This is a genomic window from Streptomyces sp. CLV115, assembly GCF_038448545.1.
GTDB classification, from domain to species: Bacteria; Actinomycetota; Actinomycetes; order Streptomycetales; family Streptomycetaceae; genus Streptomyces; species Streptomyces sanglieri.
The window spans coordinates 22,319-49,018 of record NZ_JBCEWQ010000035.1 but is presented as its reverse complement, the minus strand read 5'-3'; the positions used below and the strand labels follow the sequence as shown (position 1 = coordinate 49,018).

21 protein-coding genes are annotated in these 26,700 nt (G+C 70.8%); 5 read left to right on the top strand and 16 right to left on the bottom strand.

All coding sequences use genetic code 11. The features are described from left to right. Positions 1-49: 49 nt before the first annotated feature. From AADR41_RS15210 to AADR41_RS15200, 3 genes are all read left to right on the top strand, one after another. Positions 50-1,369: a citrate synthase gene (locus AADR41_RS15210; protein ID WP_342281916.1), complete on the top strand. Its 1,320-nt coding sequence runs from the start codon at positions 50-52 to the stop codon at positions 1,367-1,369. Positions 1,370-1,482: 113 nt separating this feature from the next. Further along, positions 1,483-3,147: a sensor histidine kinase gene (locus AADR41_RS15205; RefSeq protein ID WP_342281915.1), complete on the top strand. Its 1,665-nt coding sequence runs from the start codon at positions 1,483-1,485 to the stop codon at positions 3,145-3,147. Next, the gene (locus AADR41_RS15200) at positions 3,144-3,827 is read left to right on the top strand and encodes a DUF7342 family protein (protein WP_342281914.1); all 684 of its coding nucleotides are present in this window, start codon (positions 3,144-3,146) and stop codon (positions 3,825-3,827) included. The genes AADR41_RS15205 and AADR41_RS15200 overlap by 4 nt, the downstream gene beginning before the upstream one ends. A gap of 286 nt (positions 3,828-4,113) precedes the next feature. On the opposite strand, the gene AADR41_RS15195 is transcribed toward AADR41_RS15200, so the two are convergent. The 6 genes from AADR41_RS15195 to AADR41_RS15170 all read right to left on the bottom strand — a co-directional run bounded on the left by AADR41_RS15195 (position 4,114) and on the right by AADR41_RS15170 (position 10,971). After that, the gene (locus AADR41_RS15195; protein ID WP_342281913.1) at positions 4,114-5,706 is read right to left on the bottom strand and encodes a solute symporter family protein; all 1,593 of its coding nucleotides are present in this window, start codon (positions 5,704-5,706) and stop codon (positions 4,114-4,116) included. Further along, positions 5,703-6,146 (bottom strand): DUF485 domain-containing protein, encoded by a 444-nt coding sequence (locus AADR41_RS15190; RefSeq protein ID WP_259933888.1) that lies wholly within the window; start codon positions 6,144-6,146, stop codon positions 5,703-5,705. Before AADR41_RS15190 ends, AADR41_RS15195 begins: the two co-directional genes overlap by 4 nt. A gap of 143 nt (positions 6,147-6,289) precedes the next feature. Next, on the bottom strand, positions 6,290-6,955 hold the full coding sequence (locus tag AADR41_RS15185; protein ID WP_342281912.1) for a response regulator transcription factor: 666 nt from the start codon (positions 6,953-6,955) through the stop codon (positions 6,290-6,292). Then, positions 6,952-8,118, bottom strand: coding sequence for a sensor histidine kinase (locus AADR41_RS15180; RefSeq protein WP_342281911.1), 1,167 nt, complete (start codon positions 8,116-8,118; stop codon positions 6,952-6,954). Before AADR41_RS15180 ends, AADR41_RS15185 begins: the two co-directional genes overlap by 4 nt. Continuing rightward, positions 8,115-8,723, bottom strand: coding sequence for a DUF1453 domain-containing protein (locus tag AADR41_RS15175; RefSeq protein ID WP_342281910.1), 609 nt, complete (start codon positions 8,721-8,723; stop codon positions 8,115-8,117). The genes AADR41_RS15180 and AADR41_RS15175 overlap by 4 nt, the downstream gene beginning before the upstream one ends. Before the next feature lie 127 nt (positions 8,724-8,850). Continuing rightward, positions 8,851-10,971, bottom strand: coding sequence for a DNA gyrase/topoisomerase IV subunit B (locus AADR41_RS15170; protein WP_342281909.1), 2,121 nt, complete (start codon positions 10,969-10,971; stop codon positions 8,851-8,853). A gap of 435 nt (positions 10,972-11,406) precedes the next feature. Between AADR41_RS15170 and AADR41_RS15165 the strand changes: the two genes are divergently transcribed. Continuing rightward, positions 11,407-11,640: a DUF7455 domain-containing protein gene (locus AADR41_RS15165; protein ID WP_024489001.1), complete on the top strand. Its 234-nt coding sequence runs from the start codon at positions 11,407-11,409 to the stop codon at positions 11,638-11,640. Between the two features lie 101 nt (positions 11,641-11,741). Here the strand turns inward: AADR41_RS15165 and AADR41_RS15160 are convergent, their stop codons facing one another. The 7 genes from AADR41_RS15160 to AADR41_RS15130 all read right to left on the bottom strand — a co-directional run bounded on the left by AADR41_RS15160 (position 11,742) and on the right by AADR41_RS15130 (position 22,236). Next, a complete protein-coding gene (locus AADR41_RS15160) occupies positions 11,742-12,572 on the bottom strand; it encodes a S1 family peptidase (protein ID WP_342281908.1) in 831 nt (276 codons plus the stop codon). Between the two features lie 132 nt (positions 12,573-12,704). Further along, positions 12,705-14,252, bottom strand: coding sequence for an RNA polymerase sigma factor (locus tag AADR41_RS15155; RefSeq protein WP_259933791.1), 1,548 nt, complete (start codon positions 14,250-14,252; stop codon positions 12,705-12,707). 324 nt (positions 14,253-14,576) lie between these two features. Continuing rightward, positions 14,577-15,464 (bottom strand): FadR/GntR family transcriptional regulator, encoded by an 888-nt coding sequence (locus AADR41_RS15150; RefSeq protein WP_206433606.1) that lies wholly within the window; start codon positions 15,462-15,464, stop codon positions 14,577-14,579. A gap of 124 nt (positions 15,465-15,588) precedes the next feature. Then, on the bottom strand, positions 15,589-17,466 hold the full coding sequence (locus AADR41_RS15145) for an ATP-binding cassette domain-containing protein (protein ID WP_342281907.1): 1,878 nt from the start codon (positions 17,464-17,466) through the stop codon (positions 15,589-15,591). 112 nt (positions 17,467-17,578) lie between these two features. Further along, complete coding sequence (locus tag AADR41_RS15140) at positions 17,579-18,343, bottom strand: NUDIX hydrolase (protein ID WP_342281906.1); 765 nt, start codon at positions 18,341-18,343, stop codon at positions 17,579-17,581. A 214-nt stretch (positions 18,344-18,557) separates the two neighbouring features. Then, positions 18,558-19,856: a DUF4192 domain-containing protein gene (locus AADR41_RS15135; protein ID WP_342281905.1), complete on the bottom strand. Its 1,299-nt coding sequence runs from the start codon at positions 19,854-19,856 to the stop codon at positions 18,558-18,560. Positions 19,857-20,076: 220 nt separating this feature from the next. Then, a complete protein-coding gene (locus AADR41_RS15130) occupies positions 20,077-22,236 on the bottom strand; it encodes a RecQ family ATP-dependent DNA helicase (RefSeq protein ID WP_342281904.1) in 2,160 nt (719 codons plus the stop codon). A 401-nt stretch (positions 22,237-22,637) separates the two neighbouring features. Between AADR41_RS15130 and AADR41_RS15125 the strand changes: the two genes are divergently transcribed. Continuing rightward, positions 22,638-23,267 carry a hypothetical protein gene (locus tag AADR41_RS15125; protein ID WP_342281903.1) on the top strand — a complete coding sequence of 210 codons (630 nt, stop codon included), beginning with the start codon at positions 22,638-22,640 and terminating at the stop codon, positions 23,265-23,267. A 72-nt stretch (positions 23,268-23,339) separates the two neighbouring features. Here AADR41_RS15125 and AADR41_RS15120 read toward each other — a convergent pair whose 3' ends face one another. The 3 genes from AADR41_RS15120 to AADR41_RS15110 all read right to left on the bottom strand — a co-directional run bounded on the left by AADR41_RS15120 (position 23,340) and on the right by AADR41_RS15110 (position 26,680). Further along, a complete protein-coding gene (locus tag AADR41_RS15120) occupies positions 23,340-23,954 on the bottom strand; it encodes a hypothetical protein (RefSeq protein ID WP_342281902.1) in 615 nt (204 codons plus the stop codon). Positions 23,955-24,014: 60 nt separating this feature from the next. Then, the gene (locus AADR41_RS15115) at positions 24,015-24,725 is read right to left on the bottom strand and encodes a ribonuclease HII (RefSeq protein ID WP_124720961.1); all 711 of its coding nucleotides are present in this window, start codon (positions 24,723-24,725) and stop codon (positions 24,015-24,017) included. A gap of 227 nt (positions 24,726-24,952) precedes the next feature. Then, positions 24,953-26,680 (bottom strand): DUF4153 domain-containing protein, encoded by a 1,728-nt coding sequence (locus AADR41_RS15110; protein WP_342281901.1) that lies wholly within the window; start codon positions 26,678-26,680, stop codon positions 24,953-24,955. Positions 26,681-26,700: the final 20 nt, after the last annotated feature.

The following is a 26,700-nucleotide window of genomic DNA, read 5'->3' as shown; positions in this document are numbered from 1 at the left end:
ACTGTAATCCTGTCAACGTTGATTGAATCAATATGGATACGGTTGCGACATGAAGGATCAAGCAGCGCCCGGCGACGGTCCGGGGGCAACGGTTCCGCAGCGGCTCAGCACCCGGGAGACGGCCGAACGCCTCGGAGTGAAGCCGGAGACGGTGTACGCGTACGTCAGCCGGGGCCAGCTGAGCAGCAGCCGTGCCCCCGGCGGCCGCGGCAGCACGTTCGACGCGGCCGAGGTCGATGCGCTCGCCCGGCGCACGGGCCGCCGGACCCCCGCCCCCGCCGCTGCCGGTGACCTGGCCTTCCGTACCGGCATCACGCTGATCGAGGACAACGCCTACTACTTCCGCGGGGTCGACGCGGTCGAGCTGGCCCGGCGGTACGCCTACGAGGAGGTCGCCGAGTGGCTCTGGACCGGCGAGCTGCGGCCCGGCGTCCGCTTCACGGCGCCGGCCGAGACGCTGGCCGCGGCACGCCGGGCGGTCGGCGCACTGCCCGTTCACAGTGGCTCGACGGACCGGTTGCGGGTGGCGGTGGTCGCCTCGTCCACCGCCGATCCGCTCCGGTTCGACCTCTCGCACGAGGCGGTGCTCGCCGCCGCGCGGAGCCTCGTCCCGACCCTGGTCGGCGCACTTCCTCCGGCCGCGGACGCACCGTCGACGGCCGGGCGAGCCGAGGAGCGTGCGGAGGCGGGCGATGCCGGGCTGGCCCGGAGGCTGTGGCCGAAACTCACCTCCCGACCGGCCGATGAACCGTCGATCGCCGTGCTGGACGCCGCCCTCGCCCTGCTGATCGACCACGACCTCGCGGCTTCGACGCTGGCCGCCAGGGTCGCCGCGTCCGCCCGTGCCCATCCGTACGCGGTGGTCTCCGCGGGCCTCGGCGTCCTGGAGGGCCAGTTGCACGGGGCGGCGAGCGGGCTGGCGCACCGGATGCTGGCCGAGGTCCTGGAGCGGGGCAGCGCCGTACCGGTGGTCGCGGACCATCTGCGTACCGGACGCAGGGTGCCCGGACTCGGCCACCGGCTCTACACCGCCGAGGATCCGCGGGCGCGGGCGCTGTTCGCCCTGCTCGCACAGGTGCCACAGGCGGCAGCGGCGCTCGCCGCGGCACGCGACGTGGTCGCCACGACGGCCCGGCACACTCCCCTGCACGCCAATGTCGACCTGGCGCTCGCCGTGCTCTCGGTCTCCTGCGGCATGTCCGCGGAGGCCGGCGAGACGGTGTTCGCGGTGTCCCGCACGGCCGGCTGGATCGCCCATGCCCTGGAGGAGTACGGCGAACGGCCCCTGCGGATGCGCCCCAGCGGCCAGTACGCCGGCCCCCGGCCGCCGCAGCCGCTGCCCGCCGCCACGGGCGAGCCGCCGGGTTAGAACGTCGGCAGCGCCAGCGGGCGTGGGGAATTCACGCAAGAGGAGTTCGCGCGAGGGGAGTCCGCACGAGGGGCATTTCGGAAAGCACCGGAATGCCCTTTACCGTTCATACGATGAGCGCCCCACCGCCCACCGCCAGGAGAGCACGCCGGTCCGTCTGGCCGCAGCGGGTCTTCTCCCAGGTCCTACTGATGCAGCTGGCCGTCGCCACCGGTGTCGCCGTGCTCGCCACCGGCCTCTTCCTGGCACCGCTCAGCGCCCAGCTCGACGACCAGGCGATGCGCCGCGCCCTGGCCATCGCACAGAGCACCGCGGCCGAGCCGCAGCTCACCGAAGCCCTGCTCGCCACGGACCCCTCCCCCAACGGTCCCGTGCAGTCCGCGGCCGAGCGGGTCAGGCGTGCCACCGGCGCCGAGTACGTCGTCGTCATGGACCGGCGCGGGGTGCGCTGGTCGCACACCGACGCCGACGAGATCGGAAAGGTCGTCTCCACCGACCCGAGCGACGCCCTCGCGGGCCGCGACGTCATGGAGATCGACAGCGGGACGCTCGGCCGCTCCGCCCGTGGGAAGGTGCCGCTGCGCGACGAGTCGCGGCACGTCGTGGGCGCGGTCTCCGTCGGGATCGCGTACGACAGTGTGCGCGCCCGGCTCCTCGCCGCGATCCCCGGGCTGTTCGCCTACGCGGGCGGCGCGCTGGCCGTCGGGGCGCTGGCCGCCTGGCTGATCTCCCGGCGTCTTCAGCGGCAGACCCACGACCTCGCGTTCTCGGACATCTCCGCGCTGCTCACGGAGCGCGAGGCGATGCTGCACGGCATCCGGGAGGGGGTCGTCGCGCTCGACCGGACGGGCCGGATCCGGCTGCTCAACGACGAGGCGCAGCGGCTGCTCGGGCTCGGTCCCGATGCGGCGGGCCGTCCGCTGGACGCGGTGCTCGGCACGGGCCGGACGGCCGATGTGCTGGCGGGCCGGGTGCTCGGCGACGATCTGCTGACGGTGCAGGGCGCCCGGGTCCTGCTCGCCAACCGGATGCCGACCGACGACGGCGGCGCCGTCGCCACCCTCCGCGACCGCACCGAACTCGAACACCTGGGCCGCGAGCTCGACTCGACGCGCGGCCTGATCGACGCGCTGCGGGCCCAGGACCACGAGCACGCCAACCGGATGCACACGCTCCTGGGACTGCTGGAACTGGACATGCACGAGGACGCCATGGAGTACGTCACCGAGATCGTGGGCGTCCACCGGGCGACCGCCGAGCAGGTCACCGAGAAGGTGCACGATCCACTGCTGGCCGCGCTCCTGGTCGGCAAGGCGACCGTGGCGGCGGAGCGCGGTGCCGCACTGCGCCTGGCTCCGGGGACGCTGCTCCCGGACCGTCTGGTCGATCCTCGCGGGCTGGTCACGGTCGTCGGCAACCTGGTGGACAACGCGCTGGACGCGACGGCCGGGGCGGACGGTGCGCTGGTCGAGGTGGGGCTGCGCGCCGAGGGCCGTACGGTGGTGCTGCGGGTCGGCGACAACGGCCCCGGGGTGCCACCCGGTCGGCGTGAATCGATCTTCACGGAGGGCTGGTCGACGAAGGAGGTCCCGGCGCACGGCAAGCGCGGTCTGGGCCTCGCCCTGGTGCGGCGGCTGGCACAACGGCAGGGTGGCAGCGTCGGCGTCGACGAGGCCGTGAACGGCGGCGCCGAGTTCACCGTCGTACTGCCGGAGGCCCTCACCGACACGGTGGAAATGACCGAATCGAATACCGGCATCGCGGGAGAAGCTCAGTGATCGAGGTCCTGGTCGTGGACGACGACATCCGGGTCGCGAAGGTCAACGCGGCCTATGTCGCCAGGGTGCCGGGGTTCCGGGTGGCCGCCCAGGCGCACTCCGCCGCCGAAGCCCTCGCCACGATCGAGAGCCGGCCCGTGGACCTGGTGCTGCTGGACCACTACATGCCCGACCGCAGCGGCCTCGCCATGGTGCGCGAGCTGCGCCGGCGCGGACACCACACCGACGTGATCATGGTGACGGCGGCACGCGATGTCGCCACCGTGCAGGAGGCCATGCGGCACGGCGCACTGCAGTACCTGGTGAAGCCGTTCACGTACGCGGGGCTGCGCACCAAGCTGGAGGCGTACGCGACGCTGCGCCACACCCTGGAACGCGGCGGCGAGGCCGAACAGGGCGAGGTGGACCGGCTCTTCGGCGCCCTGTGGGCGGCGGGCGAGCCCGATCTGCCCAAGGGCCACTCGCCGACCACGGCGGAACTGGTCAGACAGGCGCTCCGCAGCGCGGACGGCCCGCTGTCCGCGCAGGAGATCGCGGAGAGCGCCGGCATGAGCAGGCAGACCGCCCAGCGCTATCTGAAGCTGCTGGAGCGGACCGGCAGGGTGCGGCTGACGCTGCGGTACGGCGAGACGGGCCGCCCGGAACACCGCTACACCTGGTCCACCGGCACACAGAGCTGACACCGCCCGGCCAGGGGGTGTCCGGCGGTTCATGGTTGTTCACCGCGGTCCCTCACCGGGGCCGCGGCTATCCGTGAGCTGGATTCTGCTCGCGGTTCCGGCAGTTGCCGCCCGGGGCAGAAACCGGCACCGGAACCGGGGCGTCGCCCCACTGGCCCGGGGCGGGTCGCAGGGCCGGTGGATTCGAAGCGTCGGAATCGGACCTCGGCCTGGACAGTCTCCCCGTTGGTCACCGCCGGGTGGTCGTGCCCTCGCCCGGACGGTCGCACGATCCGCCGGACAGGGCCTACACCGCGCCCGCGCCGGTCAGTGCGCGGACCTCGGTCTCCGCGTGCTTGGCCTCGTCGGGCGGATCGATGGAGGTGACCGTTCCGACCCAGCCGGCCAGGAAGCCCAGGGGGATGGAGACCAGTCCGGGGTTCTCCAGCGGGAAGAACTGGAAGTCGACGCCCGGGAAGAGCGAGGCGGGACTGCCGGAGACGACCGGGGAGAGCAGCACGAGCAGCACGGCCGGAATCAGTCCGCCGTAGACGGACCAGACCGCTCCCCGGGTGGTGAAGTTCCGCCAGAACAGGGAGTACAGGAGCACCGGAAGGTTGGCCGAGGCGGCGACGGCGAAAGCGAGTCCCACCAGGAACGCCACATTCAGATTCTGGGCGATCAGCCCGAGCCCGATGGCGGCCACCCCGATCGCGGCCGCGGCCACCCTGGCCACGGCGACCTCGCTGTACTGCTTGGAGCCCGGACGCCTGATCGAGGCGTAGAGGTCGTGGGCCACGGAGGCGGACGAGGCGAGGGTGATTCCCGCGACGACCGCGAGGATGGTCGCGAAGGCGACCGCGGCGACCACGGCGAACAGAATCGCTCCCCCGGTGGACCCCTCGCCGCCGCCCAGCTCCATGGCCAGCAGTGGGATCGCGGTGTTGCCCGCGGCGTTGGACGCCCGCACATCGGCGGAACCGACCAGGGCGGCCGCCCCGAACCCGAGGGCGATCGTCATCAGGTAGAAGCTGCCGATGAGCCCGATCGACCAGACGACCGAACGACGGGCCGCACGTGCGGTGGGCACGGTGTAGAAGCGCGACAGGATGTGCGGCAGCCCAGCGGTACCGAGCACCAGGGCCAGCCCCAGGCTGACGAAGTCGATGCGCGCGGTCCACGATCCGCCGTACCGGAGACCCGGCGCCAGGAACCGGCTGCCGTGCCCGCTCCGTTCGGCGGCGGAGTTGAGCAGGGCGTTGAAATCGCCGTGGAAGCGGAGCAGGACGAGAACGGTGAGCACGACCGCTCCCGCCATCAGCAGAACGGCCTTGACGATCTGGATCCAGGTGGTGGCGCGCATCCCGCCGAGCAACACATAGATGACCATGAGTGCCCCGACGCCGATGACCGTCCAGGAACGGGCGGCGCCGCTCGTACCGCCGAGAAGCAGCGCGACCAGGCTGCCCGCACCCACCATCTGCGCCACCAGATAGAGCACGGAGACGGTGACGGACGAAGTGCCCGCCGCGATCCGGACCGGACGCTCCGCCATCCTCGCCGCCACCACGTCGGCGAGCGTGAACCGGCCGCAGTTGCGGACCAGTTCCGCGACGAGCAGCAGCACGACGAGCCAGGCGACGAGGAAGCCGACCGAGTAGAGCATGCCGTCGTAGCCGAAGAGGGCGATCAGACCGGAGATGCCGAGGAAGGAGGCGGCCGACATGTAGTCGCCCGCGATGGCGAAACCGTTCTCCATGGGGGAGAACAGACGGCCGCCCGCGTAGAACTCCTCGGCCGAACCGTGGCGGTTACGGCTCACCCAGGTGGTGATGGCGAGCGTCACCGCGATGAAGGCGCTGAACAGCAGGAGCGCCAGCGTCTGATGGTTCCCGTTCAACGTCCGGCTCCCCTCGTCATCTCCTGTGTCTCCCAGCGCAGTTCGAGTGCGGCCCGGTCGCGGCGCAGCCGCGCGTGGCGGGCGTACGCGCCGGTGAGGAGGAAGGTCGTGAGGAACTGTCCGAGCCCCGCGACCATCGCCACATTGACCGCCCCCGCCACCGGACGGGCCATCAGCCCGGGCGCGGTGATCGCGGCGACGACATAGACCAGGTACCAGGCGAGGAAGGCGAGGCTGGCGGGGACGACGAACCGCCGGTACCGGCGGCGCACTTCCTGGAACGCCTCGCTGCGCTGCACCTCCAGATAGATGTCGGCCGCGCTGTGGCCGCGCCGCGGGTCCACGGGCCCGGGTGGTCCGGCGGGAGCGAAGCCCCCCGCACCGTCCAGCTCACCCCATCCGGAGGCCGGCGCGTCGTACCACGGGTCGTCGAGTCGCATCGCTGCGGCCTCGCGCCCTGCTTCCTTCTCCACGGAACAACTCCCCTTGTCCACGGACCACTTCGGCCGTGTACCCAAGAATGGGCAGATCGGGAAGATCCCGGGCGCTTCATTCGCCGGTCTTCACCTCTTCAGGTGATGGCTCATCCGGGCGGCTGTGCGAGGCCCCGAACATACGCGTAGCGAACGGCCTGTGCCCGGTCGCGCACCCCGGCCTTGGCGAAGAGGTTGTTGATGTGGCTCTTCACGGTGGCCTGCGAGATGTTCAGACTGCGGGCGATCTCCAGATTGGACAGGCCCTCCGCGATCAGCACCAGCACCTCCAGCTCACGTGGCGTCAGGCCGTCGGGCAGCTGCGGATCCGATGCCGTCGGCAGTGACGGCGGGCCCGCGGTCACTCGCTCCAGCAGACGACGCTGCACGCTCGGCGAGAGGCCGGCCTCGCCGGACAGCACGGCCTGGACGGCCCGTACGATCTCCTCGCCCCCGGCGTCCTTGGTGAGATAGCCGCGGGCTCCGGCCTGCAGCGCGGGGAAGAGCGAGTCGTCGTCCGCGAAAGTCGTGAGCACCACCACCTGGGTCCCCGGATGGTCCCTGCGGATCCGCCGTGTCGCCTCGGCCCCGTCACACCGGGGCATCCGCAGATCCATCAGAACGACATCGGGGGCCAGTTCGGCCACGAGCTCCACGGCCTCCTCCCCGTCCTTCGCCGACCCCACCACCTCGATCCCGGGCAACAGCCCCAGCAGCATCACAATCCCCTCACGCACCACCGACTGGTCGTCGGCGACCACGACCCGTGCGTTCACGCGGGCACCCGCAGACTCACCACAAAACCCTCCTCGCCGGGGCCGGCCTCCAGCGTCCCGCCCATCAGCTCGGCCCGTTCCCTCATCCCGAGCAGACCGTATCCGGAGCCACTGCCGGACAGCTCTCCTCCGGGTCTTCGTCCACCCGAATCGCTTACCTCCAGGGCGACTTCGTCCGGCAGATACTCCAGCCTCACGAGAACCCTGGCCCCCGGTGCGTGCTTGCGCACATTGGTCAGGGCCTCCTGCGCCACCCTCCGGACCGTCTGTGACGCCTCGGCAGTCAGCGTCCGTTGCTCTCCCTCCACACTGACCCGCGCCGGATCCGTGGCCACCAACTGCTGCAGGAACTCTTCCACCGGAGACACCTCCCCCCGGAGCGCGGAGAGGGCCTGCCTGGTCTCCGAGAGCCCCTCACGCGCCATGGCACGCGCTGCCACCACCCGTTCCAGCACCTGGTCCCGGAACTCCCCCGCGGGCTCCCGCTCGATCAGCAGCCGCGCCGCCTCCAGATGCACCAGCTGAGCGGAGAGGCTGTGCGCGAGCACATCGTGTATCTCCCGGGCGATCCTGGCCCGCTCGTCCAGCGCGGCCGTCTCGGCCTCGGCCTTGCGTGCCGCACGCTCCTGCACCAGGAGCCGCTGGGCATTCCCCCGGGCCTCGGCATCCAGCCGGAGCACGTAGCCCGCCAGCGAGAGACCCGCTGTGGACATGGCGGTGGAGAGCCAGCCATCCGTGTTGACCACGGCGTACGCGCCGAGGGCGACGGCCGTGGCCGGGAGGCCCGCGGTGAGTGGCAACCGCTCCAGCGCAGCGATCGCGCAACCGCTCCAGAGGATCACCGCGGGCACATCGGCACCGGCCTGCTGCGCCCCGAACGCCACCAGCATCAACAGCGCCAGCAGCCCCATCGAGGGCCACAGCCGGTGTTCCAGGCTGGTCCGGAAGAACGCCCAGGCAGTGAACGCACAGGCCAGTACGCCCACCAGGCCGAGCACGATCTCCCAGGGCCCGAACTGTCCACCGCTGAACGTGCCCCAGAGCATCGCGGTGAGCAGCCCCACCCGGACGGACCAGGTGATCAGCTTTCGCGGACGCGTACGGCTCGTTCCCGACAGGGCTTCCCAGGACGGCCAACTGGTCCAGGTCGTACGCGTCGTCACACGCGGTCCTTCCACGCCGACCGCGACGTCGCCCCGTCGCCGGAGCCACCGTACGGGGATTCGCCATGCACAGAGCCGCCGTATGCGGAGCCACCATGCGTGGAGTCACCGCGCATGAAGTCGCCGCGCATGGAGCCACCGTGCGCCGGACGCATCTGCCCGGCCCGCCACATCAGCGCACCACCACGCGCCGCCAGCGTCACCGCGAGTGCCGCCAGCAGGGCCGCGGTGCCCTGATGTATACCCATCAGCGCGGCAGCCCCGTAGAGGGCCGCCCGCAGCGCCAGACCACCTACCAGGACGAAGGCGGTGGCCTTGGTGCCCTTGCTCCACAGCGAGCTGTCCGCCTCGCGCCACAGCCGGGTGGTCCAGGCCCAGCCGGCGCCCGTCACGAGCCCCACCACCATCTCGGCGCCCAGGACCGCTGCGGACAGCGCAGCGTGATGAGGATCCACCAACCCGGGCTCGCGCAGCGACAGGACAAGGAGTATTCCCGGCAGGACCCACCAGCGCCGGTCGTCCGTGATCTGCTGTGCCGAGCACTGGCGGAAGACGACGACAGCTATCACTGCGCCGATCACCAGGACGTTGACGAGCCCTGACATGGGTGCCTCCGATGTGCGGGAAGGTGAACGCCTTCGACGCTACGGAAGCGGCCGGACCGGAGCATCGGCTCAGGGGTTGATCACGGGTGGAGATGCCGTCTCCACCCGTGGGTGGAGACGGCATCGCTCAGACGTCGATGCGCGAGCGGTCCAGCGTGGCGGCGGAGCTGGTGATGAACTCCTTGCGCGGCGCCACCTCATTGCCCATCAGCAGATCGAAGACCTGCTCGGACGCCTCAAGGTCTCCGATGTTGATCCTCCGCAGGGTGCGGTGGCGCGGATCCATCGTGGTCTCCGCCAACTGGTCGGCGTCCATCTCGCCCAGGCCCTTGTAACGCTGGATCGATTCCTTGTACCGGACGTTCTTGCGCTGGAGCTCCAGCAGGCGCTGGCGCAGCTCGTTGTCCGAGTACGTGTAGATGTACTTGTCCTGGCCCTTCTTCGGCTGGACCAGCTCGATCCGGTGCAGCGGCGGCACCGCGGCGAAGACCCGTCCGGCCTCGACCATGGGACGCATGTACCGCTGGAAGAGCGTCAGCAGCAGAATGCGGATGTGCGCGCCGTCGACATCGGCGTCCACCAGCAGCACGATCTTCCCGTAGCGGGCCGCGTCGATGTCGAAGGTCCGACCGGACCCGGCTCCTATGACCTGGATGATCGCGCCGCACTCGGCGTTCTTCAGCATGTCCGAGACGGAGGCCTTCTGGACATTGAGGATCTTGCCCCGGATCGGCAGCAGCGCCTGGAACTCGCTGTTCCGGGCGAGCTTGGCCGTACCGAGCGCGGAGTCTCCTTCGACGATGAAGAGCTCGCTGCGGTCCACGTCGTCGCTGCGGCAGTCGGCGAGCTTCGCCGGCAGCGAGGAGGACTCAAGTGCCGTCTTGCGACGCTGGGCGTCCTTGTGCTGGCGGGCCGCGATGCGGGTCCGTGCGGCCGCGACGGCCTTGTCCAGGACGGCCCTGGCCTGGGCCTTGGCGTCGCGCTTCGTCGAGGTCAGGAACGCCTTGAGCTCCTTGGCCACGACGTTGGCGACGATCCGGTTGGCCGCCGAGGTACCGAGTACCTCCTTGGTCTGGCCCTCGAACTGCGGCTCGGCCAGACGGACGGTGACCACCGCGGTGAGGCCCTCCAGCGCGTCGTCCTTGACGATGTCGTCCTCGGCGACGCGAAGCAGCTTGGCGGAGCGCAGCGCCTCGTTGACCGTCTTGGTCACGGAGCGCTCGAATCCGGTCACATGCGTGCCGCCCTTGGGAGTGGCGATGATGTTGACGAACGACTTGAGGTTGGTGTCGTACCCGGTGCCCCAGCGCAGGGCGATGTCGACCGCGAGCTCACGCGTGACCTCGGTCGCCGTCATGTGACCGCGCTCGTCCAGGACCGGCACGGTCTCCTTGAAAGTGCCCTGTCCGGTCAGGCGCAGGACGTCGCAGACCGCCTTGTCCTGGGCGAGGTACTCGCAGAACTCACTGATGCCGCCGTCGAAGCGGAACGTCTCCTCGGTCTTGCCCTCGCCGTCGAGCCCGCGCTCGTCGCGGACGACGATCGTGAGCCCCGGAACGAGGAAGGCCGTCTGCCGTGCCCGCTGGTGGAGCGTCTCCAGGTTGAGCCTGGCGTCCTTGAGGAAGATCTGCCGGTCCGCCCAGTAGCGCACCCTGGTGCCGGTGCGCGTCTTCGGTACCCGCTTGCCCTTGAGCAGGCCGTTGGCCGGGTCGAACGGGCTGTCCGGCCCCTGCTCGGTGAAGATCCCCGGGACTCCGCGCCGGAAGCTGATCGAGTGCGTCGCACTGCTGCGGTCGACCTCGACGTCGAGCCGGGCGGAGAGCGCGTTGACGACGGAGGCGCCGACGCCGTGCAGACCGCCGGACGCCGCGTAGGAGCCGCCGCCGAACTTTCCGCCGGCGTGCAGCTTGGTCATCACGACCTCGACGCCGGACAGGCCCGTCTTGGGCTCGACGTCGACGGGGATGCCCCGCCCGTTGTCCCGGACCTCCACGGAATTGTCGTCGTGAAGGATCACCTCGATGTGATCGCAGTAACCGCCCAGGGCCTCGTCGACGGAGTTGTCGATGATCTCCCAGAGGCAGTGCATGAGACCGCGGCTGTCGGTGGACCCGATGTACATCCCGGGGCGCTTGCGAACCGCTTCGAGCCCCTCGAGTACGAGCAGATGCCGCGCGGTGTAGTTGGAACCGTCTCGGTCTGCTCCGGTCAGCAGCGCAGTGGACGGCACGGACGTATCGGCGGTCACGCGGTTCGCTCCTCGCTGAATTTCATTTAGGGCCCAGTGGGTAACGGGCTCGGCTTCGGTCGCCGCTGAGAGGGTACCGAGGCCTGGTAGAGCGGTTGTACCGCCACCCTCCGACAACCCTCACACTAGTCCAGCCTCGCATACACGTTCGATCCCTCGCAGGAGTGACGCGAACATCACGTTCCCTTCCAGGCATGAACCATTTAGGCTCCGGGCACGTCCTCATGAACGAACCGGCAAGCCAGCCGGGAGGATCCCACCAAGACAAGCAACGCGAAACCGTAGCGCTCCGCAATACGGCACATTCGCCGCCAACCGGCAACAGACAGCCATCTCGACAAGAAGTTTCGAAGAAAAGCCACGAGCGGGAACGTTTTCGGCCTGGTTGGATGTTGACCCTGGTACGACAGCTCGTCGAGCTAGAGAAGAGGCGACGTGACTACTGTTCTGACCCCCGCGAGCCCGCTGACCGCAGCAGACCGCTGTGACCGTTGCGGCGCCCAGGCATATCTGCGCGTCGTCCTGATCAGCGGCGGTGAACTGCTCTTCTGCGCCCACCACGGTCGCAAGTTCGAGCCGGAACTCAAGAAGATCGCCGCGGAAATACAGGATGAGACGGACCGGCTCACGGCTGTGCAGGCCCAAGCCGCCGAAGAGGAACAACACTGACACCTCGCATCCACGACGAGCAAGGGCCAGGTCCCGGACCTGCCGACGGGCGGCTCCCCCGAGGGGGGCCGCCCGTTCTCGTGCCTTCGTGGTGGTGACGTTCAGCTGCCGTCCGGCATCCAGTCGATCGCTGCGGAGATCCGCGTGTACACCCCGGGGCTGCCCGCCCTGGCGCAGCCGTTCCCCCAGGACACCAGTCCGATGAGCCTCCCACGGGCCACCAGCGGCCCGCCGCTGTCGCCCTGGCATGCGTCGTACCCGCCGAGCAGTTCGCCCGCGCAGAGCATCGCTGAGGCGTCGTACGTGCCGTTCCTGCCGCCCGGGTAGGCCTGCGCGCACATGGTGTCGGGCAGAACGCTCACTTCCGCGGACCGCAGCGACGGCGCGTAGTCGCCGTTGCCCGTTGTGTCGCCCCATCCGTACACGACAGCCGCGGTGCCCGGCGCGTACGCCTCGTCGCCTGTTTCGGCCATCGGGATCACGCTGTTCCCGGGAAGCGCGTCGGCGAGGGTGAGCACGGCCAGATCCCCCGCGTTCGTGGCGGGGTTGAATCCCGGATTGGTCCAGGTCTCCCGCACGGGTATCTCCTGCCCCCCTGTCCCGCGCAGAGCGTCGCGGCCCGCGATGATCCTCAGATCGCGCACACTGCCGACATCGACGCCGAGCGCCTCGCGGCTCAGGCAGTGCGCAGCGGTCAGCACCTTCTTCGGCGCCACCACGACACCGCCGCAGAACTGGCCGGCGCGCGCATCCCCGAACCGGTCACGGCTGGAGAGCGCCACGACCCAGGGGCTGTCCTTGACGTGTGCCGGCTGACCACCGATGACTATGCCGTCCTCGGCCGCCCTGGCGGGAGATCCGAGCGGTATCAGGGCCGTGGCGGCGACCAGGGCGAGCGCCCCGGTCAGAGTGCGGAAGACGGTACGGGACATGCGGACTCCTGACTCTGTGGTGAACCATTCCCACCCAGAGTCATGCCGCCGGTCGCCGACCGCACGCGTTGATAGGCCGAGGGCCCGGCTCCCCAATGGGATCCGGGCCCTCGGTCCGTGTACTCCTGCGACCTAGTCGAGGTAGTCGCGCAGCACCTGCGAGCGCGACGGGTGGCGCAGCTTCGACATGGTCTTCGACTCGATCTGACGGATGCGCTCGCGCGTCACGCCGTAGACCTTGCCGATCTCGTCCAGGGTCTTCGGCTGACCGTCGGTGAGGCCGAAGCGCATCGAGACCACACCGGCCTCACGCTCGGAGAGCGTGTCGAGGACCGAGTGCAGCTGCTCCTGGAGGAGCGTGAAGCTGACCGCGTCGGCCGGGACGACCGCCTCGGAGTCCTCGATCAGGTCACCGAACTCGCTGTCCCCGTCCTCACCCAGCGGGGTGTGGAGGGAGATCGGCTCACGACCGTACTTCTGGACCTCGATGACCTTCTCCGGGGTCATGTCGAGTTCCTTGGCCAGCTCCTCCGGCGTGGGCTCGCGGCCCAGGTCCTGGAGCATCTGGCGCTGCACACGGGCGAGCTTGTTGATGACCTCGACCATGTGCACCGGAATACGGATGGTGCGGGCCTGGTCGGCCATGGCGCGGGTGATCGCCTGACGGATCCACCAGGTGGCGTACGTGGAGAACTTGTAGCCCTTGGTGTAGTCGAACTTCTCGACCGCGCGGATCAGACCGAGGTTGCCCTCCTGGATGAGGTCCAGGAAGAGCATGCCGCGGCCGGTGTAGCGCTTGGCCAGCGACACCACGAGACGGAGGTTGGCCTCCAGCAGGTGGTTCTTGGCGCGGCGGCCGTCCTCGGCGATGATCTCCAGCTCGCGCTTGAGCTTCGGAGCGAGCTTGTCGGAGTTCGCCAGCTTGTCCTCGGCGAACAGACCGGCCTCGATGCGCTTGGCGAGCTCGACCTCCTGCTCGGCGTTGAGGAGGGGAACCTTGCCGATCTGCTTCAGGTAGTCCTTGACCGGGTCGGCGGTGGCGCCGGCGACGGCGACCTGCTGCGCAGGTGCGTCGTCCTCGTCGTCGTCGGAGAGGACGAAGCCCTTGTTCTCGCCCTCGCCCTCCTCTTCCTCGCCCTTGCCGGCCTTTACTTCCTCGACCGCCTCGTCGCCGTCGAGGAGCTCGTCGTCCTGCTTTCCGGACTTCTTCGATGCCGTCTTCTTGGCCGCCGTCTTCTTCACGGCGGTCTTCTTGGCAGCCGTCTTCTTGGCTGCCGCCTTCTTCGCAGGGCCGGCCGTGGCAGCGTCATCGGCCACCACGTCCACGGTCTCTGCCGACGGGGCGGCAGTGGCCGCGACCGTCCTGGTCACGGTTGTCTTGGCCGCGACAGTCTTGGTGGCGGTGCGCTTGACCGGGCTCTTCGCTGCGACGCTCTTGCGGGCACGTTTGGACGGCTCCGCGGCACTGACCATCAGCGTCACACCCTCTTCCTCGAGGATCTGGTTGAGGCTGCGCAGAACATTCTTCCACTGGGTTGGCGGAATCTGGTCAGCCTCGAAGGCCCGACGCACGTCATCGCCGGCGATCTGCCCATCAGCCTTTCCCCGCTCGATGAGCGCCATCACAGACTCGGACTCGGCGATCTCCGGCGGGAGCGTACGGGATGTGCTGGCCGACACGAACAACCTCTCGGAACGATGGAAACGGCTTCCGGCCCTGTCCTGGAGAGGACTGGAGCCGACGACCGCCGGGCTGGGAATGTACCGGCGGCGCGGGTTTGGCCTCAGAACTGCACAGCGCACTTCATGGCTGCTGTATTCCTTCCGCGGCGGTCACCTCTTAAGTCATCGCACTGTTTCGAGGAGTGTTACGCCCAATCCGCGTGGCCCGAGTCACACCTCATTTGCGATGAACCTCACCAAGGGTGCGAATTCCCCACAACTGTGTCGCCGGACCGTGGCGGCCCGGCGACACGCGGTTCACAGACCCCGGCCGTGTTGCGCTCAGTGCTCGCGGGGCGCGGGCACCACACGCTCCACCTCGGGGTGTACGACGAGCAGCTGCCGCATGGCCGATTCCGCACCCGCGGCGTCACCGGACGCAAGGGCGTCGACGATCCGGGCGTGGTGGCCGAGGGAGGCCTCGCCGGGGCGGTCACAGCCCGTGACTGGGCCACCCGAGACCTGCAGCGCCGCGGAGACGATGCCGGAGAGGTGCTCCAGCATGCGGTTGCCCGCCGCCTGGATGAGCAGGGAGTGGAACTCCGCGTCGGCCCGGGAACAGGTGATCGCGTCGCCCTGCCCGACCGCGTGCCCCATGATCTCGACCATGTCGCCGAGGCGCTGCTGAATGTCCTCGCGGCCGTGACCCGCGGCGAGACGAGCCGCAAGGGGCTCGATCGTCCAGCGGAGCTCTCCGAGCTCGCGGCGCTGGTCCTCGCGCTGGGGGCCGAAGGCGCGCCATTCGATGATGTCGGGGTCCAGCAGGTTCCAGTCGCTGACGGGACGGACCCGGGTACCCACGTTGGGCCGGGCACTGACCAGGCCTTTGGCCTCCAGTACACGCAGCGATTCACGTACGACGGTGCGGGAGACCTCGAAACGCTGGCCGATCTCCTCCGGTACGAGGGGACGGTCGGCACCCAGGTCGCCGGAGACGATCATCTGACCCAGCTGCTGAACGAGTTGGCCGTGGAGGCCGCGGCCCCGACTGGCCGAGCCCCGCCGGCTCACCCGACCGAGGTCGGCGTCGGGGCCGTCCCAGGAACGAAGAGCGGCCCGCTCGCCGGCAGGCGCCTCCGCGTACGGGTAGCGATCGATTTCACCCGGGCCGGCGAGGCCGGAATCGGCGGAGCGGGCGGCGGTCATCATGGTGTGCGCAAGGGTACTCACGCATCATTTGTCGGCGCAGCTCACTCGGCTCTTGAGGTCTTTGGTGAAAAGCACACGAAAGGGTGATCGGCGCCAGCCCCCCAATTGACGCTTTACTGGTATAAACCGGGCACGTTCAACAGGGTTATGACGCTTGGCTCGACCCGGCCGCCCTCTGCGACCGCCAACGGGCCCTGCCGTGAAGGCCGGTGAGCAGATAGGCGCAGACCAGAACCGACAGCGAGAGCGCCATCGCGGTTCCCACCGGATGCGCCAAGACACCCACGACCAGTGCGATCCAGCGGTCCGTCTCGTGCGGCCAGCGCGGCCACATCAGTCCGCGGAGCCTGACCGGAAGCCCGGCGACCGGACGGACCGCGGGCCCCGTCAGCACCAACTGGACAAGCGGCACGACCAGCACGGGGACGGCAAGTACCGCGGCGACACCGGCCGTGGTCACCCTGAAGACTCCGGCGGCCAGGAGGCCCGCCCAGGCGCAGCCCACGGTCAGCGCCACCCAACTCACGCCCAGCGAAACGGAATTCGGCGGTACGTGGATCCAGTCATGGCCGTACACGAGGCGAAGGGTTTCCCCGGAGACCAGGACGACGGCCAGGGCGAGCACCACCGCGACGCCTGCGGACACCACCAGCTTGGCCAGAAGCAGCCCCAGGCGGCGGGGGACCGTGCCGCGGCCCGCCGCGAGGGCCGGGTAGCGGAATTCGTCGCCGAACGAGAGGGCACCGAGCAGTCCGGCGCCGACCGCCACGGGCGGCAGCGGCAGCAGCGACGGCCAGGCCGCCAGCACTTTCGGCAGGGGCGCATGGGGATTGCGGGCGAGGAGCACGGAGAGCCCGACGGAGGCGACCAGGACAACGGCCATGATCAGGGTGGTTGTCCTGACGCCGAACAGCCGGCGCAACTCGTATCGCAGCGGCCGAATCGGGCCCCTGGCCGAGCGACGCCGGATGCGAGGCGCCGACTCCGGCACCGACCCTCGCGCGACCGGTCGCGGACCTTCGGCCCCCGCGCCGCCGCCTCGTCCGGCGGGCTCTGCGGGGCCGGGGTCTGCGGGACCTGCGGGATCCGCCGGGCTTCTGGAGGCTCCTGGATCCGTCGAGTCCCCGGGTGAGCTCCCGGGCGCCGCGGGGCCGGTGTCGCCGATCTCGTCGGCCAGCTGATGCACCGGAAGCCCGTGCCGGAACGCCGTGTCGCCGATCTCCGCGCAGGTGGAGCCGTACACGGCGAGACGGCCGCCAGCTTCGGTGACCACCTCGACCGAGCGCCGGGCCGCCCGGGCCTCGCGGCTGACCACGGCCGCGAGGCGGGCCGCGTGCGGGGTCCGGACCGCGACCCGGGGGCGGAGACGGGTGCGGGAGAAGTCGCCGCCGTCCTGGTCGGCGACCAGTCGACCGCCGTCGATGGTGACCACTCGGTCGGCGGTCCGGGCAGCCTCCCTGGGGTCCGCCGTGGAGTAGAGAACGGTCCCGCCCCGGGCCGCGCGGGCCTGGAGCAACCCGTGCAGCCAAGAGCCCTCGCGCGGAGCCAGGCCCTCCGTCGGATCGTCGAGAACGAGCGTGTGCGGATCGCCCAGCAGCGCCGAAGCGAGAGCGAGGCGTCGGTCCATGCCGAGGGAGAGGGCGCCGATGCGCTGGTCACCGAGCCCGGCCAGGCCTACGAGATCGAGCAGCTCATCGGCCCGTGCCGCGGGTACGCCCGCGGCGGCGCAGAGCATCCGGAGCTGGCCGCGGGCGGTCCGGGCCGGATGACCCGGTACGTTTCCGAGCAGCACACCCACCTCACGCGCGGGGTGCGGGATCCGATGCATCGGCCTGCCCCGGAAGTAGGTGATCCCCCGCCCCGGGTCGAGCTCCAGCATGAGGCGGAGGGCCGCCGTCTTGCCCGAGCCCGGGGCGCCCAGAAGAGCGGTGACGTGGCCGGGCCGGGCTTCGAAGGTGAGATCGTCCACGGCGGCCCGAAGGCCGCGGCGGGGGGTGCTGGTGAGTCCGATGGCCTGGAGCATCGCTTCCCTCGCGGAAGGTGAGACCGCTCGACGGCAGTGCGGGTACCAGGGAAAGATAACCCGACATATCCGACTTTTTGCGCAGCCCCAGCCCGGTGGGTGTTCCGCGAGGTCAGATTTCCGGCCTCAGCATCGGAGGGTTGAGCACGGTGGCGGCCCCGGCCCGGAAGAGCTGGGCCGGGCGACCGCCCTGGCGCGTGGTCGTACCCCCGGTGGGGACCAGGAAGCCCGGAGTGCCGGTGACCTTGCGATGGAAGTTCCGCGGGTCGAGAACCACCCCCCACACCGCCTCGTACACCCTTCGGAGCTCGCCGACCGTGAACTCCTGGGGGCAGAAGGCGGTGGCCAGGGAGGAGTACTCGATCTTGGAGCGAGCGCGTTCGACCCCGTCGGCAAGGATCTGCGCGTGGTCGAAGGCCAGCGGGGTCTGGCTGTCTCCCTCGTGGCCGAAGCTCCCGTCCGCTCCGAGCAGGTCGTCGACGGACGCCCATCGCGCACTGTTCGCATCGCCGCCGGCCCGTGGGGCCGGCAGATCGGGCGCCAGGGCGAGGTGGGCGACGCTGACGACTCGCATCCTCGGGTCACGCCCGGGGTCGCCGTAGGTGGCGAGCTGTTCGAGGTGGGCACCGTTACCGACCGCCGGGGCCGACGGGTCCTGGGCGCACAGGCCGGTCTCCTCGACCAGTTCGCGCGCTGCTGCGGCTCCGAGATCCTCATCGGCTTTGACGAACCCGCCGGGCAGCGCCCATCGCCCCTGGAACGGTGGCTCACCACGGCGTACCACCAGCGCACAGAGCGCGTGGCGGCGCACCGTGAGCACGACCAGGTCGACGGTGACAGCGAAGGGCGGGAAGGTCGACGGGTCGTAGGGCGGCATGCGGTGATCATAGTCGTCTGCCTGACGATAAACACTCCCTTCTCCGTACTCATCCATCGGCTGTTCCGGGAGCGGCTCCTCCGGGGACGGATGCCCGCACCGCGCCCCGGCACGACGCCGGGAGGCATGCCACCACGGCACCGCGCGGGCCCCAACACGGACGCCCGGTACGCGGCAGTGGTCCGAGGTTCCGCGGAGCTGCGGGGCATGCGAGTCATCCATCGTCCTGGGACACACGCCGTCCGGGGGTGCCCGTCCCGGATCGGCGCCGGGTGGCCGCCGATTCGGGACGGGCGGAGCCGGAAGGGGTCTTCTTCCGGCGTGTGGCGGCCGACCGGGCCGTGCGCTGCCGCGCGCTCCGGTCCGGCCGGTGCCCGCGCCGCCCCGCTCGTACCCTGCGCTCCCCGCGCAGGCATCGGCGCAGGGTCTCCGGGTCGAGGCCCTGATTGCACGCCTCATGAAGCAGTTGGGCGAAGGTGTACATGGGATCGATCCGCAGGGCGAGGCCCAGCGCGACCCGCGCGCCCGGCTCGTCGCCCGTCGACCACGAGACCCATCCGGCCAGGGTCAGTGGCGCCGCGGCGTGCTCCTCGTACGGCGCCACGCAGCGACGGGACAGTGCGCGCCAGAGCCGCAGCGCCGAATCGGCTTCCGGGCCCTCCATCCATTCCGCCGCCCTGTCGCGGGTTTCCCGGTCCTGCAGGCCGAGAATCACGGCGGCTGCCTCGTCATGACTGATCAGCCCGTCATCACCGATGTCCGAGGCGGAGGGCGTCGTCACCGGCGCCTCCCCGAGTCGTTTCATGAGCTGCCGGGCCAGGTCCAGGGTCTCCCGTGCCACATCCTCGCGGCCCTCCTCGTCGAGGAGTTTGGGCACCAGCTCGGCACCCGCCGAGTCGAGCGCGCGTTGCTGGCCCGCGGCCGCCGAGGTGGTCAGAGGAGCGAGCCTCGCCTCCATCTCCCGCAGTGTTCCCCGCACTTGAATGCCCGCGTACGCGGCAGCGGCCGCCATCACCGAAGTGCCGGGCATGGCCAGTTGGTTTCCTTCCGTCGGGCAGCAACGCCCGTCCGGACAGCAGTAGGACCAGTACCGGCCGTCGGAGATGCAGAGTGCTTCGAGCACCGGCACGTCCAGTTCACCGCAGGCCGTGCGCAGGCGCTGGGCGAAGGGCCGCAGCCGCTCCATGATCTGACTGCCGGACTCGCCCTCGGCGGGGTCCTGGCAGAGGAAAATGACGATCGCGTCGGGGCGTTCACCACGCCGCTCGCTTCCCTTGACCAGGCACTCGGCGAGCTGCTCGGCGACGGGCGCCCACTCCTGGGGCGATTGCGGGATGCCGAGCCTGAGCCTTCCGCCGAAGCGGCCCCTGCCGCCGTGCAGGGCGACCATGATCACGCTGTCGTTCGGGTGGAACCCCATGAGGTAGGGGAGAGCATCGGCGAGTTCGGCAGGCCCTCGGAGGGTGATCTGCTGCTCGTCGGCCGGACCGGTGGATTCGTGGTGCTGGTTCATGGCATGACCGTCCCGCGAGAAGCCGAATCTCGCGACCCCCTGTGGATAACTTGTCCACAGGGGGCACGGGGTGCTGGCGGTCAGCCGTACCCGGCGGGTTGCATGGAGGCATGACGCACTCGACCCGCGCAGCTCTCAGTGCCTCCTCGGTTCCGTATGTGCCCCACCCGTCGCGCATACCGGCAGAGGGCCTCAGCCAGAGGGCCTCAGCCAGAGGGCCTCAGCCTGCTGCGGCAAGGACCAGCGGAAGAACCTGGTCGCTGCCGGCCCGGCGCAGTAGCCGGGCGGCGACCGCGAGGGTCCAGCCGGATTCGGTGCAGTCGTCCACGAGCAGGACGGGACCGGGAGTGCGCGCCAGGGCGTCGGCCAGCGTCTCGGGGACGGCGAACGCCCCGGAGAGCGCCCGGAGGCGTTGGGCGGAGTTGCTGCGGCGTGCCGTGTGCGCGCCGTCCGGTCCGGTGTACGTCAGGGTGCCGAGGAAGGGAAGGCGGCCGATCGTCGCGACCCCCTGGGCGAGGGAGCCGACCAGTTGCGGGCGGGTCAGGGACGGTACGGCGACGATCCCGACCGGCCGGGCAGTGGCGTCCGGGACACTCGGCGCCCAGCCGCCCGCGGAGCGCGCCCAGTCGGCGAGGACCGCCACCGCGGCCTGCAGGACGTCGTCGGGGACCGGTCCGTCGGGCGCGTTCTCGGCCAGCAGCGGACGCAGCCGGTTGCCCCAGCCGATGTCCGAGAGCCGGCCCAGGGCGCGACCGGTGGAGCACTGCTCCTTGGCCGGGATACGGCCCTTGAGCTCGATGCCCAGAGCGGGCATCCCCGTAGGCCACATCCGGCGCGGCTCGATCTCCACTCCCGGCCGGTCCAGCTCCTTGGCCGCGCCCATCAGGGTGTCCGCCGAGACGGCCGAATCGGCCCAGGCCCCCGCGCAGTTGTCACAGCGGCCGCACGGGGCCGCCCCTTCGTCGTCCAGCTGCAGGCGCAAGAACTCCATCCGGCACCGGGACGTGCTCGCGTAGTCGCGCATGGCCTGCTGCTCGGCGGCCCGCTGCCGCGCCACCCACGCGTAGCGCTCGGCGTCATACACCCACTCGGCTCCCGTGGCCGTCCAGCCGCCCTTCACCCGCTTGACCGCGCCGTCGACGTCCAGCACCTTCAGCATCGACTCCAGGCGGGTGCGCCGCAGATCCACCACGGCTTCCAGCGCCGGCACGGACAGTGGCCGTCCCGCGCCGGCGAGGGCCGAGAGCGTCTGCCGGACCTGAGCCTCGGGCGGGAAGGCGGTATCGGCGAAGTAGCGCCAGATCGCCTCGTCCTCCTTGCCCGGCAGCAGCAGCACATCGGCGTGTGCGACACCGCGCCCCGCACGCCCCACCTGCTGGTAGTAGGCGATCGGCGAGGACGGCGAGCCGAGATGCACCACGAAGCCCAGGTCCGGCTTGTCGAAGCCCATGCCCAGGGCCGAGGTCGCGACCAGCGCCTTGACCCGGTTCTCCTGGAGGTCGACCTCGGCCTGCAGCCGGTCGGCGTTCTCCGTCTTCCCGGTGTACGAGGCCACGCGGAAACCGCGCTGGCGCAGGAAGGCGGTGGCCTCCTCGGCCGCCGCGACCGTGAGGGTGTAGACGATCCCCGAGCCCTGCAGGTCGTCCAGGTGCTCGGCGAGCCAGGCCAGGCGGTGCGCGGCGTCCGGCAGCCGGACCACACCCAGCCGCAGGCTCTCCCGCTCCAGCGGGCCGCGCAGCACCAGGGCCTCGCCGGCTCCGGTACCCAGCTGGTCGGCCACGTCCGCGGTAACCCTCGCGTTCGCGGTCGCCGTGGTGGCCAGTACCGGAACGCCGGGGGCCAGCTCGGCGAGCATGGCCCGCAGCCTGCGGTAGTCGGGGCGGAAGTCATGGCCCCAGTCGGAGATGCAGTGTGCCTCGTCCACCACCAGCAGACCGGTGGTGGCCGCGAGCCTGGGCAGCACCTGATCGCGGAAGTCCACCGAGTTGAGGCGCTCCGGACTCACGAGGAGAACGTCGGTGTCGCCGCGCTCGACCTCCTCGTAGATGGTGTCCCACTCCTCGGGGTTGGCCGAGTTGATGGTGCGCGCCCGGATGCCGGCCCGGGCCGCCGAGTCGACCTGGTTGCGCATCAGGGCCAGCAGCGGCGAGACGATCACCGTGGGCCCGGCGCCGCGCCGGCGCAGCAGAGCGGTGGCGACGAAGTACACCGCGGACTTGCCCCAGCCCGTGCGCTGAACCACCAGCGCGCGCCGGCGCTCCTCCACCAACGCGGCCACGGCCTGCCACTGGTCCTCCCGCAACCGCGCCGAACCCCCTGGGGCACCCACGAGCTCGGCAAGGATGGCATCTGCTTCGGCGCGGAGTTCCAGGGTTTCCATGCCCCCATGCAACCCGATGGCTCGGACAATCGACGACTTCACCCCACGTGACACACAGCTCACAGGGGACCGGTCGGCCAAGTGTTCCCGGGCACGGGGAGCGCTCGGGGATCATCCGCGTTCCGACGGGCTGCCGAGCGGCTCGGATCGGTGTTTCCGCTGGTCCTCGCCGTTCACATGTGAGGGGAGGCATCATCCGTGCACTGCGTGGGCAGGGATATCAGAGTCATTTCGGCTGATTCCCGTCACCTGTGCCAATTGCTCGTTGCCGCCCGCCGATAGGCCAGGAAGAATTGGGATCGCTCCCCGCACAGTCCCTTTCGCGGCCCGGAAGGGTTGTGCCGCGGTGCGCCCTCACTCGACCCTGCCCGCACCATGGGCGCGTATGCGAAGGGAGGATCGTGACCTTCGGATTCGCTCCGTCCGCAGCCACTTCGATGCCGGCGTCCGCCGACTCGGCCAACCGTCTCGCCAGGATGCTCGAACCCGCCGAGTGGGCCGAAGCGGGGATACCGCTGCTGCGCAGCCCCCGTGAGGTCGTCAGCGGCCTGCACTCCCGGCACCGGCCGACCCCGGCGACCGCTGTGATCGCCGTGCTCGACCACGAGGAACGCCTCGCGGCCAGCGCTTCGTTCCCCCGGCGCTCCATCGCCGCGGACGGCTGGGAGTTCCGCAACGCGTTGCTGGCGCATCTGCGCCGGGTCATCCCGCACGACCTTCGCCGCCGCACTCCCGTCCGTACCGCGGTGCTTCTCTACTGCCGTGAGGGCGACGAGCCCTGGACGGAGGAGGACGGGGCGTGGATGTGGGGCCTGCGGGACGCCTGCACGCTGCACGGACTGCGATGCGGCGCGTACATCACGCTGACCCGCGGTGGTTGGCAGGTACTGGGCGAGGGCCGCGGCGGGCGCAGCCCCCACTCCATGTCGCGGCCGGCCGCTCTCGCCGACGCCTCGCTGGACCAGGATCCTGCTCCGCTGCGCACCGGCGGCGGAGCCTCGCAGGCGCTTCGGCACACCGCGGCACGCTGACCCACGAACCGCCGACCCGGCCGCCCTGTCGGACAGCCGGGCCAGCGGCCACGGTCGTGGGTGCCGTGCGGATCAGGCCGCGGCACCGAGCACTGCGTTGATCCGCTGCGGATCCCCGCACACGATCAGCAGTGCTCCGGCGCGCTCCCGCGCGCCGGTCAGCACGCCGGCGACGGTGTCGCCACCGTTGACCGCGACGATCACCACCGGACGGGTCCGCACCCGGTCCGCGGCTTCGGCACCGGCGAAGAAGACGTCTTCGCCGGCCTCGTGCTGCGCCCAGTAGGCGGCCTCGCCGAAGGAGAGTTCATGCGCGGCCCACGGGTGCTGCTCCCCGGTGGTGAGCACCAGGATGTCGCCCGGTGCGCGGCCGGAGTCGAGCAGCAGGTCCACCGCTTCGTCGGCGGCGTCGAGCGCGCCGGCCGCCGAGGCGGGGATCAGCTGGATCTGCGGTGCGGAACGATTCTCCGGCGTTTCCGTCCGGGAACGGCCGGGAGTGGGGTGCGGGCGCTGCGCCGGGGGCGCGGGCCTCGCGGGGCCGGGCCCGGGGCGACCGGGGCGCGGCGTGGCCGCTGAACGCGGGCCGGGTACGGGACGGGGGGTCGACGCGGTGCGGCCGGCGGCCGGAGTGACGCGGGGACCCTGGGCGCTCTCGTGAATCTGAGGCTCCTCGGGGATGAGAGGCATGGGTGGTTGTCTATCAAACGTCGGCGCTCGGGGCGTCGGCGGGTGGGTACATGTGCGCGATCAGAAGTCGAAGCCGAGCTGGCCCCCGCTTTCCAGTGCAGCCGCCTCGGCGGAGATTCGGACCTTCTTGAGGTGCTGCCACCTGGGCAGCGCGTCGAGGTAGGACCACGACAGACGGTGGTGGGGTGTCGGTCCCCACTCCTCCAGCGCGGCCCTGTGTACGGGCGAGGGGTAACCGGCGTTGGCCCCGAAGGCGAATTCGGCGTACTCGCCGGAATCCGCGCCCAGTTCGGCCATCATCGTGTCCCGGTGGACCTTCGCGATCACCGAGGCGGCCGCGACCGCGATACAGGACTGGTCGCCCTTGATCACAGTGCGGACCTGCCAGGGCTGTCCCAGGTAGTCGTGCTTGCCGTCGAGTATCACCGCGTCCGGCCGTACCGGCAGGGCTTCGAGGGCACGTACTGCGGCGAGGCGCAGCGCGGCCGTCATCCCGAGCTCGTCGATCTCCTGCGGGGAGGCGTCGCCGAGACCGAATGCGGTGACCCAGCGCTCCAGCAACGGCGCGAGCTCCGCGCGGCGCTTGGGGCTGATCAGCTTGGAGTCGGTGAGTCCGGCGGGAGGTCTGCGGAGGCCGGTGACGGCTGCGCACACGGTGACTGGTCCCGCCCACGCTCCGCGTCCGACCTCGTCGACGCCGGCGACGGTCCTGGCACCGGTGGTGGCGCGCAGTGAGCGCTCGACGGTGTGCGTGGGTGGTTCGTACGGCATGGCGCCTGTCAGCGTACGCCGATGGGGCGGCCCGCAACACCCCGGGGCGCCCGTCGGCCGCCACGCAGTTGCGACACGGCCCCGGCGAGGGTCGCGGCGCGGCCGTGGAGGCCGACGTTTCCATATGGCGCGGCGCCTCGGAGGGCGCTTATGAGGCCGGTGGGCAACGCCGGTGCGTCGTCGGTGCACGAGGCCGGTGCGCCCGTTCGTACGTGGCTCCGGTCCGGTCAGTACGGGTCGTACGGATCGCTTTCGTCACCGTCGCGGTCGCTGCCGCCGACGCCCGTGCGCGATCCGGTGCAGGACTGCGTCCGACCGGCCGGATTCCGCTTCAGGATGTCTCGGGCCCGTGCCTCGCCCCAGCTGGTGGCGTACCAGGGAGCGTCGTCGGTGCGCAGTGACCGTTCGATGTCCGTGAGGGCGCAGGAGCGCAACGGTTCGGGCAACGTGTCCAGGGCCGGTACGGCGTCGGCCGACAGGTCCTTGAGGTAGTCGATGTCGATCGAGTGGTCGTCGCGGTACCGCTGGACGTTCTGCTCCGCGATCAGGCCGTCGGGCGAGATCAGCCCGAACGCGAGGACGCCGACGGCCGCGCTCGCGGCCACGGCACGCGGCAGCATACGGGCGCCGAACACCCCGGCGGCCATGATCAGTACGAGCACCACGCCCAGCCAGAGCTCCATGGCCGCCACGGACAACCGCAGCCGGGTCAGACCGTACGCGTCGACGTAGAGGTCCATCCGCCTCAGTGCGGACGCCACGACGATCAGGGTGAGCAGGCACAGCGCGCCGAGCACGCTCCGGACGAGGGTGCGGTCGCCGTCCCGTCCGCGGGGGGCCCAGCGCAGGGCGAGCGCGATCACCAGCAGGGTGAGGACCGTGGCCCAGAGAAGCTGCCAGAACCCCTGTCGGGCGTATGCGGAGTAGCTGAGGTCGGTCTCGGCCATCACCTTGTCGTATCCGCCGAGCAGCACGGTGAGCTGGACGGCGATGAAGACGGCGAACAGCAGGTTCAGCACGATGAGCGGCAGGGCCCATTCCAGCCGCCCGCGGGCCTTCCCCTGACGGACCGTGAGGCCGTCCCAGCGGATCGGGGCGGCTGCGGCGTACGCGGCGGCGAGCGCGCCGACCAGACCGACGAGGAAGAGGAAGAACCGCCACGGGCTGCCGGTGAGCGAGACATCGGGCATCAGGTCGCCGAGCACGTCGGCGAAGGCGGCGTCGGCGCTCGCGAACAGTGCTCCGAACACGATGAGCAGGACGACCGCCACCGCGACGCTGCGGACAACGACCCCCAACCGGCCGCGGGAGCCCGTCATCCGGGCGCGAACGCCCCGCCCGCCCCAGGCCAGACCGTCCGCGATGGCGCTGAACAGGCCCAGCGATCCCAGGAACACCCCGAGCCAGCTGCGGTTGCCGTGCAGGGCGAGTGATCCCAGCGCGATGGCGGACACGACGGCCAGGAAGACGGGCCAGCCCGCGTCCCGAAGGGCCGGGACGGCGAGGAGCCCCAGCCCGCCGAGCGCCCACAGCGCCGTCCACGGGCGGAGGCGGCGGCCGGCCGTCCGTGCGGCGAAGCAGGCCCCGAGCGTCGCGGGGACCGCGACGATCAGCGCGTTCACGCCGAGGCCGTCGCCCAGCAGCAGGGCGCTCAGTATCGCCGTGACGACGACGCAGCAGAGCGTCGCGCCATGGATGGCGGCGGGCGCCGCCGGGCGCAGTGCGGACAGCGCGGAGGTCTGCTGCGAGCTGCCCTGCCGCCAGGGGTTGGGCGGATGCTGCCCGCCGTGCTGCGCGTAGCCGGGCACTTTCGGCGGCTCGGGAGCGGTGTCGCGGGGCTCCGGGGGCACCGCCTTCGACGATGCGGTCCGCTCGGACGTTCCGGGCTGCCCCGACGGCTCGGACGGCTGCGGTCCATCCGTCGGCCGGGGTATTTCTGACATGTGATCGGACATGGGACCCCTCCCCCACCGAG